This is a genomic window from Thiorhodococcus fuscus (assembly GCF_042682685.1).
Lineage (GTDB): Bacteria > Pseudomonadota > Gammaproteobacteria > Chromatiales > Chromatiaceae > Imhoffiella > Imhoffiella fuscus.
On the sequence record NZ_JBHUHX010000052.1, the window covers coordinates 73,934 to 89,561 of the forward strand.

Genomic DNA, 15,628 nt, shown 5'->3' on the forward strand with positions numbered 1-15,628 from the left:
AGTTCCTACCAGAGCGGGAGCTCAAGCCACCAGTTCCACCATTCCGGCCAACCGCGGGTCCAGAAAGGTCCACTGATAACAATACACACCGCACTCCAGAAGACTGCACTCAGAGCCAGGAACAAGCCCAGGCGATGGATAGCGAGCGCACCGATGGAGTAACCGACGATATCGCGGAAGAAGGTGTTCTCGTGCTCGCCCGTCTTCACGCACTCGCCTTCTTGCGGATTCGTCACCGACAGGATCAGCGAGCCATGCATCGACAGCGCCAAGCAGTTGGTGAAGAAGAACGCAATCGCGAGCATGTGCGCCGGATTGTAGTGGAAGTGCAGGTACTGGTAGCCAGTGTTCGACACCCAGTCAAGGTGACTGAGGATCCCGTAGGGGAACCCATTACCCCATGCACCCAGCAGAATCGGACGCACCACGACGAGCGTGATGTAGGCGCCGATGGCGAAGCTGAACGCGAAGGGAACATGGAAGCCGATGCCAAGCTTGCGGCAAATCTCGACTTCCCTCAGAGCCCATGAACCAAAAGCGCCGATGGCGCAAATGGTGATGATCTGCCAAAGACCGCCTTCGGTCAGCGGCGCCATCCCAAGCCCGTAACTGAGATCCGGCGGATTGATGCTGATCTGCCAGATGTTATAGGTCTGAAGCTCGGGGGTTGGACCGATGGTAGCGCCCCAAACGATCAGGAGCGTTCCCAGCAATGCGAAGAAGAAGCCCGACACTCCGAAGAAGCCGACGTAGAACGGCCCCACCCAGAAGTCGAATAGGTCTCCCCCTATTAGCGTCCCGCCACGGACGCGATATTTTCTCTCAAAACTGAGCATGGCCATCGTAAAATCCTCTGCTGGGGAGGCATCCTGGCCGGCTGCCTCCTCTTAGCACTGCGGCGGTAGGTGAGGCTGCCCGGTCGACAACGCCTCGCCTGCCACCCCCGTCAAGGACGCGATTACCGTTGCGGGACAACCGGCGTCACTTGCTGGACCGAAGCGGCCGGAACGCCGTCTTCGAGCCAATTGAACTCGGCAGTGCTCAGCAGGATCATGTGGATCGCGAGACCAAGAATGATCAAAAAGACGCCCAGAGCGGTCAGCACGCGGCGGGGGTCGACCAGCAGCCAGATTTTCCAAAGATCGGGAGACATCATCGTTTTTTCCTCTAATCAATAACGGATGGGGCGATTCGAGTTAGCCGGCACACTCACGCGAGGCCAGCCATTACCCAGAACGATTACAGCCAGGGGCGCCACAGCCAGGCGAGGATGTGAGCAATGACAACGATCCCGAAGAACGCCGTCATGCTCTGCACGAAGATGCCGTGGAACTCTTGAGCTTCTTGTTCGGTCAGACCGGTCATGCTGGTGTTGTCAGCCATCGTTAAACCCTCCGAATCTGGAGATGAATCTTAAAGTTACGCCGCACTCAACCCGTGCGGCACGGGAACGCCGTGGATCAATCCGCCACGACAGAGAAACAGTCCGCTGTACGGACACATTCTCAATCCGCGACCCCCTGTCACAGCGGATCGCAAAATTCGGTTCACCTCTTCCCTGGCACCACACTCACCATCAATCGCAACCCGAACCTAAAGGGCTGCTCAACCATCCATCTAGTGAGATAAGGTCTCGGGACATGCCGTCGCGAGCCTCGCTCCGCTCGCGCCACGACCCTGACCGGCCGAGAATTGCCTTACGGGGTGCCCGGATTTGCGTGTCAGTCTAGCTTGACTGGCACAGATGTCAATCTACATTTACACCTGTTTTGAGCACAAACTGATCGAGGACAGGATGGAGTCGATGGGCATGGCCCGAGAGGGGTGATCGCCGCGATCGAGCGCACGCGCCGACGAAAAATCGGCGGCCTAAAGCGGGTAGCGAAACCGGCAACCTCGACACGCGAAGCCGCGCGGGAGGAATGTGATCGGTGCGGGGCGCGGCATAGACCACCCACCCCACCCGATCGACATCGAAAGGCGCCCTGCCCAACCCAAAAGACAGAGCAAGGCTCAATGAATCAGGCACCAAAGCGCCCGAGGGATCGCCTAACGCCCCTAGAGCACGAACGCCTACGCACGCCGGTCAGACCGAACCCGACGCCAGCGCCTTCTGCGTTTGCGTCACACGTTCAGCGGTGACGCGCTCCTCGCCATCGGTACGGGCGCCGCGCTCAGCGGCATCGCGCAAACGCTTCGCAGCCGAGATTCGCACCAGGACCGGCTGAGACTCGACGATCCTATCGAACAGGGCTCGCGCCGCCTCATCCCAGGGCAGCTCGCGATGCAATCTAGCGGGAGTCGCGTCGACCTTGTCGAGATCCGTGCCCAGCGGCAGGATATTGAAGAGCGCGTCGAACAGGGCGTTACAGACCTCCTGCACCAGATAGGTGGCGCCGGAATAGCCCATGAAGGGTGTCCCGGTATGGCGCCGAATCACGGTTCCGGGAAAGGAGGCCGGGATATAGGTCGCGCGCCCACCGATTTCGGACAGATACATGCGCTCGTTGTAGCTGCCGAAGACGATCAAGGGCGTCTTCTCGTGCACCGCCTTGCGGATGAGATCGTTGTCCGGTTTGACGCCGGCCTTGCGCTCGAAGGCGAAATTGCAGGGCAACCCCATCTCGTCCTCAAGGAAATGCCGCAGACCGCGCGCGTAGGTTTCGCTCGCCGCCACGCCAAAGCTCGCCGTGCCGAAGAAGTCCTGAGTCACCGAGCGCCACAGGTCCCAGATCGGCTTGATGGTCGTGTGCTTCTCGCGTTCGATGAAAGGCTCGGGATCCAGCTCCAGCAGCTCGCCCAATGCGCGCAGGAATTTGGTCGTGCTGTGCAATCCGATCGGAGCCTGCAGGAAGGGCCGGTCCAGCGCCTCGCACAGCGTTCGTCCGAACTCGCGGTACATACAGATATTGACGTCCGCATCCGCCAGCTTGGCCACATCGTCCAGATGGCTGCCCAACGGGAAGGTCATATTGACCTCGGCGCCAACACCCTCGACCAATCGCCGGATCTCGGCCAGATCGGACGGCGAGTTGAAGACGCCGTACATGGGTCCGATGATGTTGACCTTGGGACGCTCGCCAGCCGCGCGCGGCTTACGCTTGGGCGCCACGCCCTTCTTGGGGCCGAACTGGGTCCAGAGCCAATAGATGGCGCGATTGGCGCTCTGCCACTGATCCTCGTCGATGGTGCGCGGCAGAAAACGCAGGATGCCGGTCCCCTGGGGCGTCACGCCACCACCGATCATCTCGGCGATGGACCCCGTCACCACCACGGCGGGACGCGAGGGATCCAGGGTCTCGAAGGCCCGGCGCATCGCCTCCTCCGTCCCCTTCTGACCCAACTCCTCTTCGCCGAGCCCCGTCACTACGACCGGCAGTTCATGGGGAGGCAAGCCGTCGGTGTAATGCAGCACCGCCGTGACAGGCAGGTTTTCGCAGCCAACCGGGCCGTCGATGATGACCTGCAGCCCCTTGATGGCAGCGAAGGCATAGACGGAGCCCCAGTAACCGCCTGCGCGGTCGAGGTCATTGATCAACATCGGAAAATGCTCTCTCGTCAAAAACCGCGCCGACCGAGCCGTCGCGATCTCGCTCTTGATTCTGAATAGGGCCGATCAACCGGTCACGACCGCGCGGAGGATGCCGGTCGGACAGCCTCCGCGCGAATCTGTCGGCATCATCGGCCCCGCGTCGATCCGCATCAGGCGCGCTTGGCCGCCGGACGCCCAGTTCCTCGCTTGACCGGCATTTGCGACCAGACGCCACTGGTCTCACCCTCGCCAACACCCTCGAAGAAGGCGCGCATGGCGACGAAACGCTCCTTGTTGGCCAGAGCCGCGTTGATCACCTGGGCCAGCGAACCCGCACCGGCCGGCCCCATCAAGGGACGCGCCGAGATCAGATTGGTGAAGTAGAGCGCCGGGATCTCGCGTTCCTTGGCCGCCTGCACGACCGGCGTCGTGCCGATGGCGAGATCGGGATCGAGCGACTTGACCGCCGCCAGGTCCTGCTCCAGCGAGGCGCGGAACTGAACCGGAACGCCGTGCGCTTCAAGCCAGGCACGGTCGCCCTCGTTCCAGGGCGTGCGCGGACAGGCGGTGCCGACATAGGGCACTTCGGCACCCGACTCGATCAGCAGACGCGCCACCAGCAGCTCGGAGCCCTCGTAGCCCGAGACGATGATCCGACCCTTGATCGGCATCGCTGCCAGCGCACCGCCGATCGCAGGCAGGAACTTGTTTTTGGCCGCGTCGACCTTGTCCTGGGCGATCCCGCAGGCGGCGCCGATGGCGTCCAGCCAGGCCGCCGTGCCCTCGCGCCCGACCGGGGCCGAGCCCACGATAGGACGACCGGCTGCGGAGAATTCGCGACAGGAGGCCGCGTACTGGGGGTGGATGGCCGCCACGGCCTGACAGTCCAGCGCGGCATAGAGTTCGCGCCATTCGCGGGTCGGCACCACCGGACCGACCGCCAGCCCCAGCGGCTCCAGCATCATGCCGATGCCGACCGGATCTGCCGGGAACATCTCGCCCAGCAGGGTCACGGTGGGACGCTCGCTGCGGCCGCCGCGCGGTGCCTGGACCGGCCCCTGCTCGGCCTCCAGACGGGCGTACTGAAGCATGGCTCCGGCCAGCACGTCCTTGGCCTCGGCATGGGTCGGGGTGCCGAACCCGGGCACGTCGATCCCCAGGATACGCACGCCGTTGAGCTGCTTCGGCAGCAGACGCAGCGGCACGCCGGAGGCGGTCGGCACGCAGAGATTGATGGCGACGATGGTGTCCACCCGCTCCGGGTCGGCCAGCTTGAGCACCGCCTCGCGCGCGTCCTCGAACAGCCGGCCCGAGACCAAGGACTCGGAGTCGAAGGGCACATAACCGATCGAGCGACGCGCGCCGTAGAAATGCGCGGTGAAGCTCAGACCATAGACGCAGCACCCGGAGCCGACCAGAATCATCGCCGTGCGGCGCATGCGCAGACCGACACGCAGCGCGCCGAAGGCCGGACACATGGTCTGGGGCTGATCGTGCGGCCCCATCGGATAGTCGGCCGTGAGACGCTCGATCAGCTCGGCATTACCCGCCGCCACGGCGGCCGCCTTGAGGGTCTCGGGATTGCCGCAGGCCCCCGCCTCCGGCGCCTTGTCGCGTGATGAATCGCTCGCCATACCGGTGCTCCGCTCGGATTCAGACATCGTCGTAGACGACTTCGAGCGACGGCTTGGCAATCGCCGCCGCATCGCACATATCCTCCGGACGCGCCGGCTCCAGGACCACGTGACGACCGACCTGATCGCCCTTGAAAAGATCCAGCAACGCCTCGTGCGAGAGTGGTTTTGGCCGCACCGGCGGCGCCTCGGCGACATTGGTCGCCAGCCCGGAGAACAAGCCCCCCCACTCGCCACCGGGGATACCGATGATCTCGTAGTTGGCGCTCTTGCGCCGGATCTCCTCGTGCGCCGGAATGGTGGCCAGGATCGGGATATCGACCCCCTGGGCGAACGCCTGAGCCTCGCCGGTACCGTCGTCCTTGTTGATCACCATGCCGGCCACGCCGACGTTGCCGCCGAGCCCGCGGAAATATTCCACCGCCGAGCAGACGTTATTGGCGACATAGAGCGACTGCAGATCGTTGGAGCCGACGATGATGACCTTCTGGCACAGATCGCGCGCGATGGGCAGACCGAATCCGCCGCACACCACATCGCCCAGGAAGTCGAGCAGGACATAGTCGAAGTCCCATTCATGGAAGCCCAGGCCCTCCAGCAGCTCGAAGCCGTGGATGATGCCGCGACCGCCGCAACCGCGCCCGACCTCGGGACCGCCCAGCTCCATCGCATAGACACCGTCGCGCTTGAAGCAGATGTCGCCAATCTCCACCGATTCACCGGCCTTCTTCTTCTCGCTCGACACCCCAAGGATGGTCGGGCAGTTGCGCCCGCCGAACAGCAGTGTGGCGGTGTCGCTTTTGGGATCGCAGCCGATCAGCAGAACCTTCTTGCCCTGCTGCGCCATCATGTAGGAGAGGTTGGCCAGCGTGAAGCTCTTGCCGATACCGCCTTTGCCATAGATGGCAATGACCTGGGTCTCTTTGATGGCCGGCGCAGCGGCCGGATCCGTGGTGGCCTGGGACGAGGCGCTCGGCACGGGAGCATTGACGGGTACATTCACGCGATGGATCTCCAATCAAGAATCATCTTCAAGCATGTCGGATCACCGAATGCCGTTCGGTAGGCCGAATCGGCCTCGGCCGCCGGGACGCGATGGGTAATGAGCCCATCGAGCGAGAGCCGGCCAGACTCCAACAGTGAGCGCACCGCCGCCAGATCGGACGGCTGGAACTCGGCGGCGATGCGCATGCGCGCCTCGCGCATGAAGGCCGGCGGAAAGGTGAAGGACACCGGCTCGTGATAGAAACCGGCGAGCACGATCTCTCCGCCGCGCGCCATGCGGGCGACCAGGCTGTCGAGGATCTTGGCGTCGCCGCTCATGTCGCAGATGGTGCGATAGTCGCGGCGCGGATCCTCGTCCGGGGTCATGACGTCGTAGCCATAGCCCTCGGCACCGGCATGGCGCACCGGGTTGGTCTCCCAGACCACCGGGCGCGCCCCCTCCCCCAGCGCGGCGATGCGCGCCAGCAGCCGCCCGAGCACGCCATGACCGACGATCAGCTCGACATGTGGCGAGGGGCCGGCGATGGCGTGATAGGCAGTCGCGGCCAAGGCCAGCAACACCCCCTGCTCGCCGAGCGACTCCTCGACCGGCATCAGCCGCGCCGCAGGAACCACGACCCGCGAGGCTGCGCCGCCGAAGAGTCCGCGCACCTCCCCATAGCAGAGCGCGCCCGGCACGAACACCCGCTGACCCACGGCAAGCCCGGCCTGAGGACCGGCATAGATGACATGACCGACGGACTCGTAGCCCGGAACCAGCGGATAGCCCATGCCAGGAAATGGCGGCATCCGCCCAGACCAGAGCAGGCGCTCGGTACCCGTGCTGATACCGCTCCATTCGATATCGACCACGACGTCAGCATCGCCGGGAGGCGTCAGCGCCAGACGCTGAAGAGAGAGGCGTTCGGGTTCTTCGAGAACGACGGCGAGTGCTTCGAGTTTCGGCGTATCTGGGTTCAAAATGTGACTCTGGACAAGTTGAATCTGACAGGCCGCCCAGTTTAACGAAAGTTGACAGCCAGTCTAGGGCGACGACAGCAGGGGATTTAGCGGGCGCTGGGTCGAAGAACGCAGGGATTCAGGCAACGCACTCCAGATTCAGACCTCCGCCCCGGAGCTGCGGCGCGCGAGCACGAGCTGGGTCAGGAAGGGACGTCGGGTCGTCAACTGACGCACCCGATCGAGATCGGCGGCGCGCAGCATGGCATCCAATTCGCGCGGCGTGCGCGCGCGCCCGCTGCCCATCGCCAGCAGATAGAAGCCGAAGTAGGCATCCCCGATAGGCTCCGCGCCCGGGGTTTCCGCCATGGGCTCGGCGACCATCAGCGTACCCCCCGGGCGTAGCGCCCTGGACGCCGCAGCGATAAAGGATTGCGCCTGGGCATCGTCGTGATCGTGCAGCACCCGCACCAGCGAGACGATATCCGCCTCCTCCGGCAACGGATCGCGCAGCACGTCGCCCCCGACGGCGGTCGCACGATCGGCCAGCCCCTCGCGCTCGAACCGGGCTTGCGCCCGCTCAGCCACTGCAGGCAGGTCGAATAGAATGACCCGCAGATGCGGCCAGCGTTTGGCAGCCGAGACCAGAAAGGTCCCGTCTCCACCCGCCACATCGAGCAGACAGCGATGGCTCTTGAGCGAATAGGCGTCCAGCACGTCATCGGCGATGAGCTGCTGCGACTCGGACATAAGGTTCGTGTAACCGCCGACCCGATCGGAATCCGCCGAGGCAGGCGCATCCGCACCGACATAGGCCCAATAGTCCTTGAGCGAGCGACTCCGGGCCTCTCCACGCAGCAGGGCGACCGGGTCGCCCAGATCCTCATAGACCATGCGATGATGCTCGACCATCGCCGCGATCCCCGGGTTGCCGACCATGGCCGCACCGAGCGTGCCGAGCGCATAGCGCTCGCCATCCAAGGTCTGAACCAGACGCAGGCTCGCCGCCGCGCGCAGCAGCCGGCGCGCGGCCTCTGGCGACAGCGCGAGTCGATCGCTCAGCTCATCGAGCCGCCGAGGCCCCTCGGAGAGGATCGTGAAGAGATCCAGACGCACGCAGGCGAAGAGGACCTGCGAATAGACGAAGCCCGCGACGATATCGAACAGCGCGCGTGCCCGACGTTGCGCGATAGGACGGGTCAGGGGAAAACTCGCCGCCCAGCGTTGAAAGCCAGGGTTGGAGAGCACACGATTGCGCAGAGCCAGCCAACGATCCAAGACTCGCACGAATGAATTCACCGACAGCGGAGAAACGGCACCCGAATGGGTGCCTCAGGACCGAGGCCCCGCGCTCAGGCAGCCCTTTGCGCGAGGTTCTTCGGCATGATGTGGCGCGATTCGGCCATCAGCACCTCGGCCAACTGCTCGGCACCAGGACAGGGCGGAATGGCGTCGATCGCCCCCTTCATCAGACCGCGCAGACGCTCGATGGCACCGTCGATACCCAGCTCGCCAGCCGCGCTTGGACGATTGAGCAGGGCATCGCGACCGACCGGCTTGCCGACCTCCTGGGCGCTGGCGGCGACGTCGCGCAGATCGTCGGCGACCTGATAGGCCTCACCGATACGATCCCCGACGACACGCCAGGCATCGGCGTCCGCGCCAGCGACCTGAGCACCGGCAGCCGTCGCTGCGGCGAACAGGGAACCGGTTTTGGTGCGATGATATTCCTCGACCGACACCGTCGGTTCGCACTCCCAGGCCTGACCGGCGGTGATGCCGAAGGGCATGCCGACCGAGCCGCTGACCGTGAGCAGCAAAGGCCCGAGGCGCTCGGACGGGATGCTGCGCGCCAGATGCTCGAAGGCGAGGATGATGAGCGCGTCACCGGCCAGGACGGCCAGCGGCTCGCCGAAGGCGCGATGCACCGAGGGCACGCCCCGACGCAGGGGAGAATCGTCGAAACAGGGCAGATCGTCATGCACCAGAGAGGCACAATGCAGCAGCTCGATCGCGGCGGCAACGGCGTCGGCGGCTGCGTAATCCTTGCTGCCGCAAGCGGCGGCGACAGCGAGACAGAGACGCGGACGAACGCGAGCGCCACCTGGGAATACCGAGTGCCTCACGGCCTCGGCCAGCCGCGGAGGACACCCCGGGATCACGTGATCGATGGCTGCCGCCAAAGCCTGCTCAATTCTTGTCGTGGCATCCATCGATGCACTCCCCCGGTAACCGCAGTTCAATGTAAGGATTAGTTGACACTTGAGTGTGTCATGTACAATAGACATCAATACCAGACGCGTCAATGCGAATCAAGGGAGGCTGTAACCTGATGCCCAGAGACAGGGTAATCGTCATAGGCGCCGGTATCGGAGGCCTCGTGTCCGCCGCCCAGCTCGCCGCCCGAGGCATGCGAGTCAGCGTGTTGGAAAGCGCGGACTATCCCGGCGGAAAGATGCGCGAGATCGACATCTACGGACAGGGAATCGACTCCGGCCCCACCGTTTTCACCATGCGCTGGATCTTCGAGGATCTCTTCTCGGACGCCGGCGCGTCGCTCTCGGATTATCTGAGACTCCAACCGCTCGAAATCATAGCACGCCACGCCTGGAGCGAGCATGAAAGGCTGGACCTCTTCGCCGACCACGAACGCTCGATCGAGGCGATCGGCGATTTCGCCGGAGCGGCCGAGGCACGCGGCTATCGCGCCTTCAGCGAGCAGGCCCGGATCATCTACGAAACCCTCGACGAGACCTTCATCCGCGCCACCCGACCGAGCATCCTGGGACTCGTGGGCCGCTGCGGCATACGCGGCTTCGGCAATCTGAGCGGGATCAAGCCCTACGACAGCCTCTGGCAGACGCTGGGACAGTATTTCAAGGACGAACGGCTGCGACAGCTCTTCGGACGCTATTCGACCTACTGCGGCTCCTCCCCCTTCGAATCGCCGGCGACGCTCATGCTGATCGCCCATGTCGAACAGCAGGGCGTCTGGAGCATCGAGGGTGGCATGCACCAGCTCGCGTGCGCCCTGGAGCGTCTCGCGCAAGAACACGGCGCCGAATTCCGCTACGGAACCCGAGTCGAGGAGATTCTGGTCGAGCACGGCCGAGCCACCGGCGTCCGACTGGCCGACGGAGAGATCGTCCAGGCGGACGCCGTTGTCTTCAACGGCGACCCGGCCGCACTCTCTGCGGGACACCTCGGCACCACAGCCACGAAGGCGCTACCGGGGCATGGACGCGCGACCCGCTCGCTATCCGCCATCACCTGGAGCCTGGTCGCCAAGACCGAGGGATTCCCCCTGGCACGGCACAACGTGTTCTTCTCGCGCGACTATGCCGCCGAGTTCAAAGACCTCTTCCATCACGCCCGCCTCCCCGGCGAGGGCACCCTCTATATCTGCGCCCAGGATCGCGGCACTGAGCTGGACGGGAACTCAACCGAGGGTGAGCGACTCTTCTGCCTCTTGAATGCCCCGGCACGGGGCGATGTACATCCTTTCGATGCCTCGGAGATCGACCAATGCGAACAGCGGGTATTCTCACTCTTGGAACGGTACGGCCTGAGGGTGTGCAAACGCACCCAGCAGACCCAGGTCACGACCCCCGCGCGCTTCGACCAACTCTTTCCGGCGACCGGCGGGGCACTCTACGGACAGGCGACCCACGGCTGGAGGGCCTCGTTCAATCGTCCGGGCTCTCGGACCCGAATTCAGGGACTCTATCTGGCCGGGGGCAGCACGCATCCGGGAGCGGGCGTGCCGATGGCGGCGATGTCGGGACGACTGGCGGCGAACTGCCTGTTCGAGGACCTCGGTTCGACCTGAGCGTCGACAGCAACGGCTATGTCTGGTGGTACCTGGACGCCTTGAGCGACGACGGCCAGCACGGACTGACCCTGATCGCGTTCATCGGCAGCGTCTTTTCGCCCTATTACGCCTGGTCGCGCCAGCGCGGTCAGACCGATCCGCGCGACCATTGCGCAATCAACGTCGCGCTCTACGGGCGTAGCGGCAAGCGCTGGGCCATGACCGAGCGCGGACGCGCATCGCTGCACCGCACCGGCGACCGCCTGGAAATCGGACCCAGCGCGCTGGCCTGGGAGGGCGACGCTCTGGTCATCGACATCGACGAGATCGCCGCGCCCATCCCCGTCCGCATTCGCGGGCGGATCAAGGTCCACCCCGAGGCCATCAACACGCAGGACTTCGCCCTCGACGCGGAGGGCCGGCATCACTGGTGGCCGCTCGGCCCCGTTTCGCGCGTGGAGGTCGAACTCAAACACCCGAATCTGCGCTGGAGCGGTCCCGGCTATCTGGACTCCAACCGGGGCAGCGAGCCTCTGGAAGAGGCCTTCCAGAGCTGGGACTGGTCGCGCGCCGAACTCAAGCAGGGCGCGGCCATCCTCTATGATACGCGCACGCGTGCGGGACGCGGAGCCGGTGCCGAACTGGCGTTACGCTGCGACCATCGCGGCCAGCTCGACCGCTTCGACCCACCGCCGCGCGTGCCGCTGCAAACCACCCGCGTCTGGCGCATCGGACGCGGCACCCAGAGCGAGCCGGGGCACGAGGCCAGCGTCGTGGACACGCTGGAGGACACCCCCTTCTACGCCCGCTCGGTGATCGAGAGCCAGCTGCTCGGCGAGCGCGCCACCTCGGTCCACGAGAGTCTCTGTCTCGACCGCTTCAGCTCGAACTGGGTCAGGGCGCTGCTGCCCTTCCGCATGCCCCGCATCGCCCGCTGAGACTCGTGCCGTCAGGCCGAACGGCCTGACGGCAAACGCTCGTCCACACCCTCGCGCTGCTGCAGCTCCCACATGGAGGCGTAGAGCCCGCCGGACTCCAGCAGGGCGCGGTGGGTACCCTGTTCGCGGATGCGCCCCTGCTCCATGACCAGGATCCGATCCGCATCGACCACGGTGGACAGCCGGTGGGCAATGATGAGGGTGGTGTGATTCTCGGCCACCTCGGACAGCGTCTGCTGGATCGCCTGCTCGGTGCGGCTGTCGAGCGAGGAGGTCGCCTCGTCGAAAACCAGGATGCGCGGCTGCTTGAGGATGGCTCGGGCGATGGCGACGCGCTGCTTCTCACCGCCCGAGAGCTTGAGCCCGCGCTCGCCGACGACCGTCTCCCAACCGTCCGGAAGGCTCTCGATGAAGGTGCGGATATGGGCCATCTCGGCGGCGCGCTCGATGTCGGCTCGACTCGCATCGGGGCGCCCGTAGACGAGGTTGTAATAGATGCTGTCGTTGAAGAGCACCGTGTCCTGCGGAACGATGCCGATCGCGGCGCGCAGACTCTCCTGGCTGACGGTGCGCACATCCTGTCCGTCGATGAGGATGCGCCCGCCGCTCACGTCGTAGAAGCGGAACAGCAGACGCGACAGGGTCGACTTCCCCGCCCCGCTGTGTCCGACCACGGCCAGGGTCTGACCGGGCTCGATGGAGAAATCCAGATCATGCAGGATCTGGCGCTCGGGCTGGTAATGGAAATCCACGTGCTCGAAGCGAATGCCGCCCTCGCGCAGCGCCAGGGACGGCGCCTCGGGCCGGTCCTGGATCTCCGGCTTGCGGTCCAGCAGCTTGAAGATGAGATCCATATCGGCCAGTGCGTATTTGATCTGGCGATAGACGATGCCGAGAAAACCGAGCGGAATGAAGAGCTGAAGCATGAGGGCGTTGACCAGCACCAGATCGCCAACGCTCATAGCACCCGAGACCACCCCCTGAGAGGCGAAGGCCATGATGATGGTCACGCCGACCGCAATGATGGCGCCCTGACCGAAATTGAGTACCGACATGGAGGTTTGGCTGGCGACCGCCATCTCCTCCCATTCGGCCAGGGTATCGTCGTACCGCTTGAGTTCGAGCCGCTCGTTGCCGAAATATTTGACCGTCTCGTAGTTGATGAGACTGTCGAAGGCCTGGGTGTTGGCCTGCGAATCCAGATGGTTCATCCGGTGCCGGTATTCCATCCGCCACTCGGTGATCGCGAAGGTGAAGGCGAAATAGACCGCCACCGTGCCGAAGGTCACCAGCGCGAACGAGAGCGCGTAATGGCTGAGCATGATGACCGCCACCAGCGAGAACTCGACCACCACCGGCAACACGCTGAACACCAGATAGTTCATGATGGTCGAGACCGAGCGCGTGCCGCGCTCCAGGTCGCGACTGACCGCCCCGCTCTGGCGTTCCAGGTGATAGCGTAGCGAGAGACGATGCAGATGCTCCAGCACTCGGGCCGAGAGTCGGCGCATGGCGCGATAGCGCACCCGCGCGAAGACCACATCGCGCAACTCGTTGAAGAGCGAGGAGCTGAGCTTGAGCGCGCCATAGGCCAAGAGCAGGCTGACGGGCAGAATCAACATCTGTCGAGACGGATTCTGGAAGGCGTCGACGATGTCCTTCAGAATGAGCGGAACGCCGACATTGGCGATCTTGGCCAGGACCAGACAGCCGATCGCGAGCGCGGCACGACCGCGAAACTCCCACAGATAGGGCAGCATGCCGCGCAGGTTGTACCAATCGCGGCGGTTCCCGTGGACCCGCTCGGTCGCGAAGACCCGGTTCATCTGACCTTGTGTTTTCATGCCCTGAGTATCATGCCCCTGTCGATTCGATCATGCCGCCGAGCGCGCGCCGAGAGCCGACGCGCCGCCTTCGAGGCGCCGAGGAATATTAAAGAGGACGAATGATGTCAGATCCTTCCCTGGACAGCACGGGTTGCGCCCTACAGGAACCCTTTGCACTGCAGGTGCTTGGCGATGAAATGGAGCCGGAGTTTCCGGATCGCTGCATCGTCATCATCGAACCGAGCGACAGCTGCCACCACGGGCACTACGTCTTCGCCGAGGTGGAAGGGGTGCGCTGGTTCCGACAGTATCTCGAAGAGACGCCCGGATCCGCGCGCCTGGTCGCGTTGAATCCGCTCTACCCGGAGATCGCGCTGCAAGGGCTGGAGTGGTCGGTCCTGGGGCGCATCATCCAGCGCAACGTGAGACGCAAAATCAAGCATTACGACTATTCTCGGACACCCGAGACATCCTGAGCGGAAGCCGTTCGCCGCCTGCAACTTTCAACGAGGCCACGCATGGATATCGAAACCCTATACGAAGCGGTCGAGCTGGTACGCAAGAGCGGATATCACGGCAACGCCAGGGAAACGACATTCATGCGCACCTACCCCCTGCTGCTGACGACGGCCCAAGCACCGAGCGCCAGTCCGGTCGAGAGCTTCCTGCGCACGGCGACGCTCGCCTACGGCTGGATGCCGCACTCGCTCTGTCTCGACGCCAACCATCTCGACCAAGCCGCCGAGGCCTGCATGAACGCGCGCCAGGACGGCGCCTCGCTCTCGCTCGACTGCATCGAGTCCGTCGCCGCCTGTCTCGGGTCCCTGGTCGGAGCCGCCAGGGTGCTGCATCTCTTCAGCCCCTCGGTCTTTCCGCTCTGGGGCCCAAGGGTCGAACGCTTCCGGCTCGGCGACATCCCGTCCAATTACCACATGACCCAGTCCCGCAACTATCTGGCCTTCATCGACGAGGTCCAGAGCATCGCCGCCCATCCGCTGTTCCTGACCTTCCACCACGAATACTGCACCGCCTTTCAGGCCAGGCTCCAACGGCTACAAATCCCGGCCTATCCGCTCACCCAGCCCCGAGTGATCGAGTCGGCGGCCTGCGAGCTGGCGCCGCCGATGGAGGATCGGCGCACCGGCGGCTGGATCCTATAGCCCGGCGCCGAGGGCGTTGCCTCCAACGAATGAAGGCCGGGAAGATCCCGGCCTCGCATTCCCGTTCGGACGTCCAGCGACGCCCATTCAGCCAACCCTCAGGCGGCCTTGAGCGTTCCACGGACGTTGGCATGGAAGATGGCCTTGTGCACATCGCCCAGACTCAGCATACCGACCAGCCGCCCATCCTCCGTCACCGGAATACGACGAAAGTTGTGCCGAACCATCTCGGTCGCGGCGCGCAGCAGATGCATCTCGGGACCGACCGAGATCGGATTGCGCGTCATCAGCTCCTCGGCCGGCAGGTCGAGAATGTCGGAATAGCGCGCCATCTCGCGATCCAGATCCACATGATGCATGCCCTCGGACATCAGGTCCTCCAGCTTGGGGAAGAGACAATGCAGCACATCCTTCTCCGCGATCACCCCGATCAAGCGATTGCCCTCGTCGACCACGGGCAGACCGTGGAAACGATAGAGGCACATCAATGAAGCGACCTCGGCGATCTTGGCATCGGGCGCAACGGATCGAACCGAACGGCTCATGGCATCTTTGACTTTCATCTCAATCGTCCTCGCTCTCATCGTTATGTCGTCATGATCCGCCTATGTCTGTATTCAAGCTCAGGCGGGCGGATGCGATTCAGTATAGTCGGCGCAACCACGGAAACGTTGAGTGCACGCCCGCCACCCCGCAGGCCCGACAGCCCCATTGGAAACCGCCTCGTCTGAAGGCCCCGCCCGCTCCACCCGGATCCACATCAACTCAGTTCCGCTCCTAAGA

15 protein-coding genes are annotated in these 15,628 nt (G+C 64.3%); 4 read left to right on the forward strand and 11 right to left on the reverse strand.

Annotation, left to right across the window (positions count from 1 at the left end; genetic code table 11):
• Window positions 1-5: 5 nt before the first annotated feature.
• The 9 genes from pufL to ACFSJC_RS17305 form a co-directional block, all read right to left on the reverse strand.
• Window positions 6-842, reverse strand: a complete 837-nt coding sequence (pufL, locus tag ACFSJC_RS17265; protein ID WP_007039477.1) for a photosynthetic reaction center subunit L — start codon at window positions 840-842, stop codon at window positions 6-8.
• Window positions 843-958: 116 nt separating this feature from the next.
• The gene (gene pufA / locus ACFSJC_RS17270) at window positions 959-1,156 is read right to left on the reverse strand and encodes a light-harvesting antenna LH1, alpha subunit (protein WP_386028437.1); all 198 of its coding nucleotides are present in this window, start codon (window positions 1,154-1,156) and stop codon (window positions 959-961) included.
• Window positions 1,157-1,239: 83 nt separating this feature from the next.
• On the reverse strand, window positions 1,240-1,383 hold the full coding sequence (gene pufB / locus ACFSJC_RS17275) for a light-harvesting antenna LH1, beta subunit (protein WP_007039479.1): 144 nt from the start codon (window positions 1,381-1,383) through the stop codon (window positions 1,240-1,242).
• Between the two features lie 703 nt (window positions 1,384-2,086).
• On the reverse strand, window positions 2,087-3,541 hold the full coding sequence (gene bchZ, locus ACFSJC_RS17280; RefSeq protein ID WP_386028438.1) for a chlorophyllide a reductase subunit Z: 1,455 nt from the start codon (window positions 3,539-3,541) through the stop codon (window positions 2,087-2,089).
• A gap of 161 nt (window positions 3,542-3,702) precedes the next feature.
• On the reverse strand, window positions 3,703-5,166 hold the full coding sequence (gene bchY, locus ACFSJC_RS17285) for a chlorophyllide a reductase subunit Y (RefSeq protein ID WP_386028439.1): 1,464 nt from the start codon (window positions 5,164-5,166) through the stop codon (window positions 3,703-3,705).
• A gap of 19 nt (window positions 5,167-5,185) precedes the next feature.
• On the reverse strand, window positions 5,186-6,169 hold the full coding sequence (locus ACFSJC_RS17290) for a chlorophyllide a reductase iron protein subunit X (protein ID WP_386028440.1): 984 nt from the start codon (window positions 6,167-6,169) through the stop codon (window positions 5,186-5,188).
• Window positions 6,166-7,131: a chlorophyll synthesis pathway protein BchC gene (gene bchC, locus ACFSJC_RS17295; protein WP_386028441.1), complete on the reverse strand. Its 966-nt coding sequence runs from the start codon at window positions 7,129-7,131 to the stop codon at window positions 6,166-6,168. The genes ACFSJC_RS17290 and bchC overlap by 4 nt, the downstream gene beginning before the upstream one ends.
• 138 nt (window positions 7,132-7,269) lie before the next feature.
• Complete coding sequence (locus tag ACFSJC_RS17300; protein WP_386028442.1) at window positions 7,270-8,397, reverse strand: methyltransferase; 1,128 nt, start codon at window positions 8,395-8,397, stop codon at window positions 7,270-7,272.
• A 65-nt stretch (window positions 8,398-8,462) separates the two neighbouring features.
• Window positions 8,463-9,323: a polyprenyl synthetase family protein gene (locus ACFSJC_RS17305; RefSeq protein ID WP_386028443.1), complete on the reverse strand. Its 861-nt coding sequence runs from the start codon at window positions 9,321-9,323 to the stop codon at window positions 8,463-8,465.
• A gap of 119 nt (window positions 9,324-9,442) precedes the next feature.
• On the opposite strand from ACFSJC_RS17305, the gene crtD reads away from it, so the two are divergent.
• Complete coding sequence (crtD, locus tag ACFSJC_RS17310) at window positions 9,443-10,939, forward strand: 1-hydroxycarotenoid 3,4-desaturase CrtD (RefSeq protein ID WP_386028444.1); 1,497 nt, start codon at window positions 9,443-9,445, stop codon at window positions 10,937-10,939.
• A gap of 41 nt (window positions 10,940-10,980) precedes the next feature.
• Window positions 10,981-11,859 carry a carotenoid 1,2-hydratase gene (locus ACFSJC_RS17315; protein WP_386028445.1) on the forward strand — a complete coding sequence of 293 codons (879 nt, stop codon included), beginning with the start codon at window positions 10,981-10,983 and terminating at the stop codon, window positions 11,857-11,859.
• Window positions 11,860-11,870: 11 nt separating this feature from the next.
• Here ACFSJC_RS17315 and ACFSJC_RS17320 read toward each other — a convergent pair whose 3' ends face one another.
• The gene (locus tag ACFSJC_RS17320; RefSeq protein WP_386028581.1) at window positions 11,871-13,685 is read right to left on the reverse strand and encodes an ABCB family ABC transporter ATP-binding protein/permease; all 1,815 of its coding nucleotides are present in this window, start codon (window positions 13,683-13,685) and stop codon (window positions 11,871-11,873) included.
• Window positions 13,686-13,807: 122 nt separating this feature from the next.
• Here ACFSJC_RS17320 and ACFSJC_RS17325 point away from each other — a divergent pair, with 122 nt between their 5' ends.
• Window positions 13,808-14,161 (forward strand): S24 family peptidase, encoded by a 354-nt coding sequence (locus ACFSJC_RS17325; protein WP_386028446.1) that lies wholly within the window; start codon window positions 13,808-13,810, stop codon window positions 14,159-14,161.
• 42 nt (window positions 14,162-14,203) lie between these two features.
• Window positions 14,204-14,845: a hypothetical protein gene (locus tag ACFSJC_RS17330; protein WP_386028447.1), complete on the forward strand. Its 642-nt coding sequence runs from the start codon at window positions 14,204-14,206 to the stop codon at window positions 14,843-14,845.
• 98 nt (window positions 14,846-14,943) lie between these two features.
• Here ACFSJC_RS17330 and ACFSJC_RS17335 read toward each other — a convergent pair whose 3' ends face one another.
• Window positions 14,944-15,408, reverse strand: coding sequence for a CBS domain-containing protein (locus tag ACFSJC_RS17335; protein ID WP_386028448.1), 465 nt, complete (start codon window positions 15,406-15,408; stop codon window positions 14,944-14,946).
• Between the last annotated feature and the right edge of the window lie 220 nt (window positions 15,409-15,628).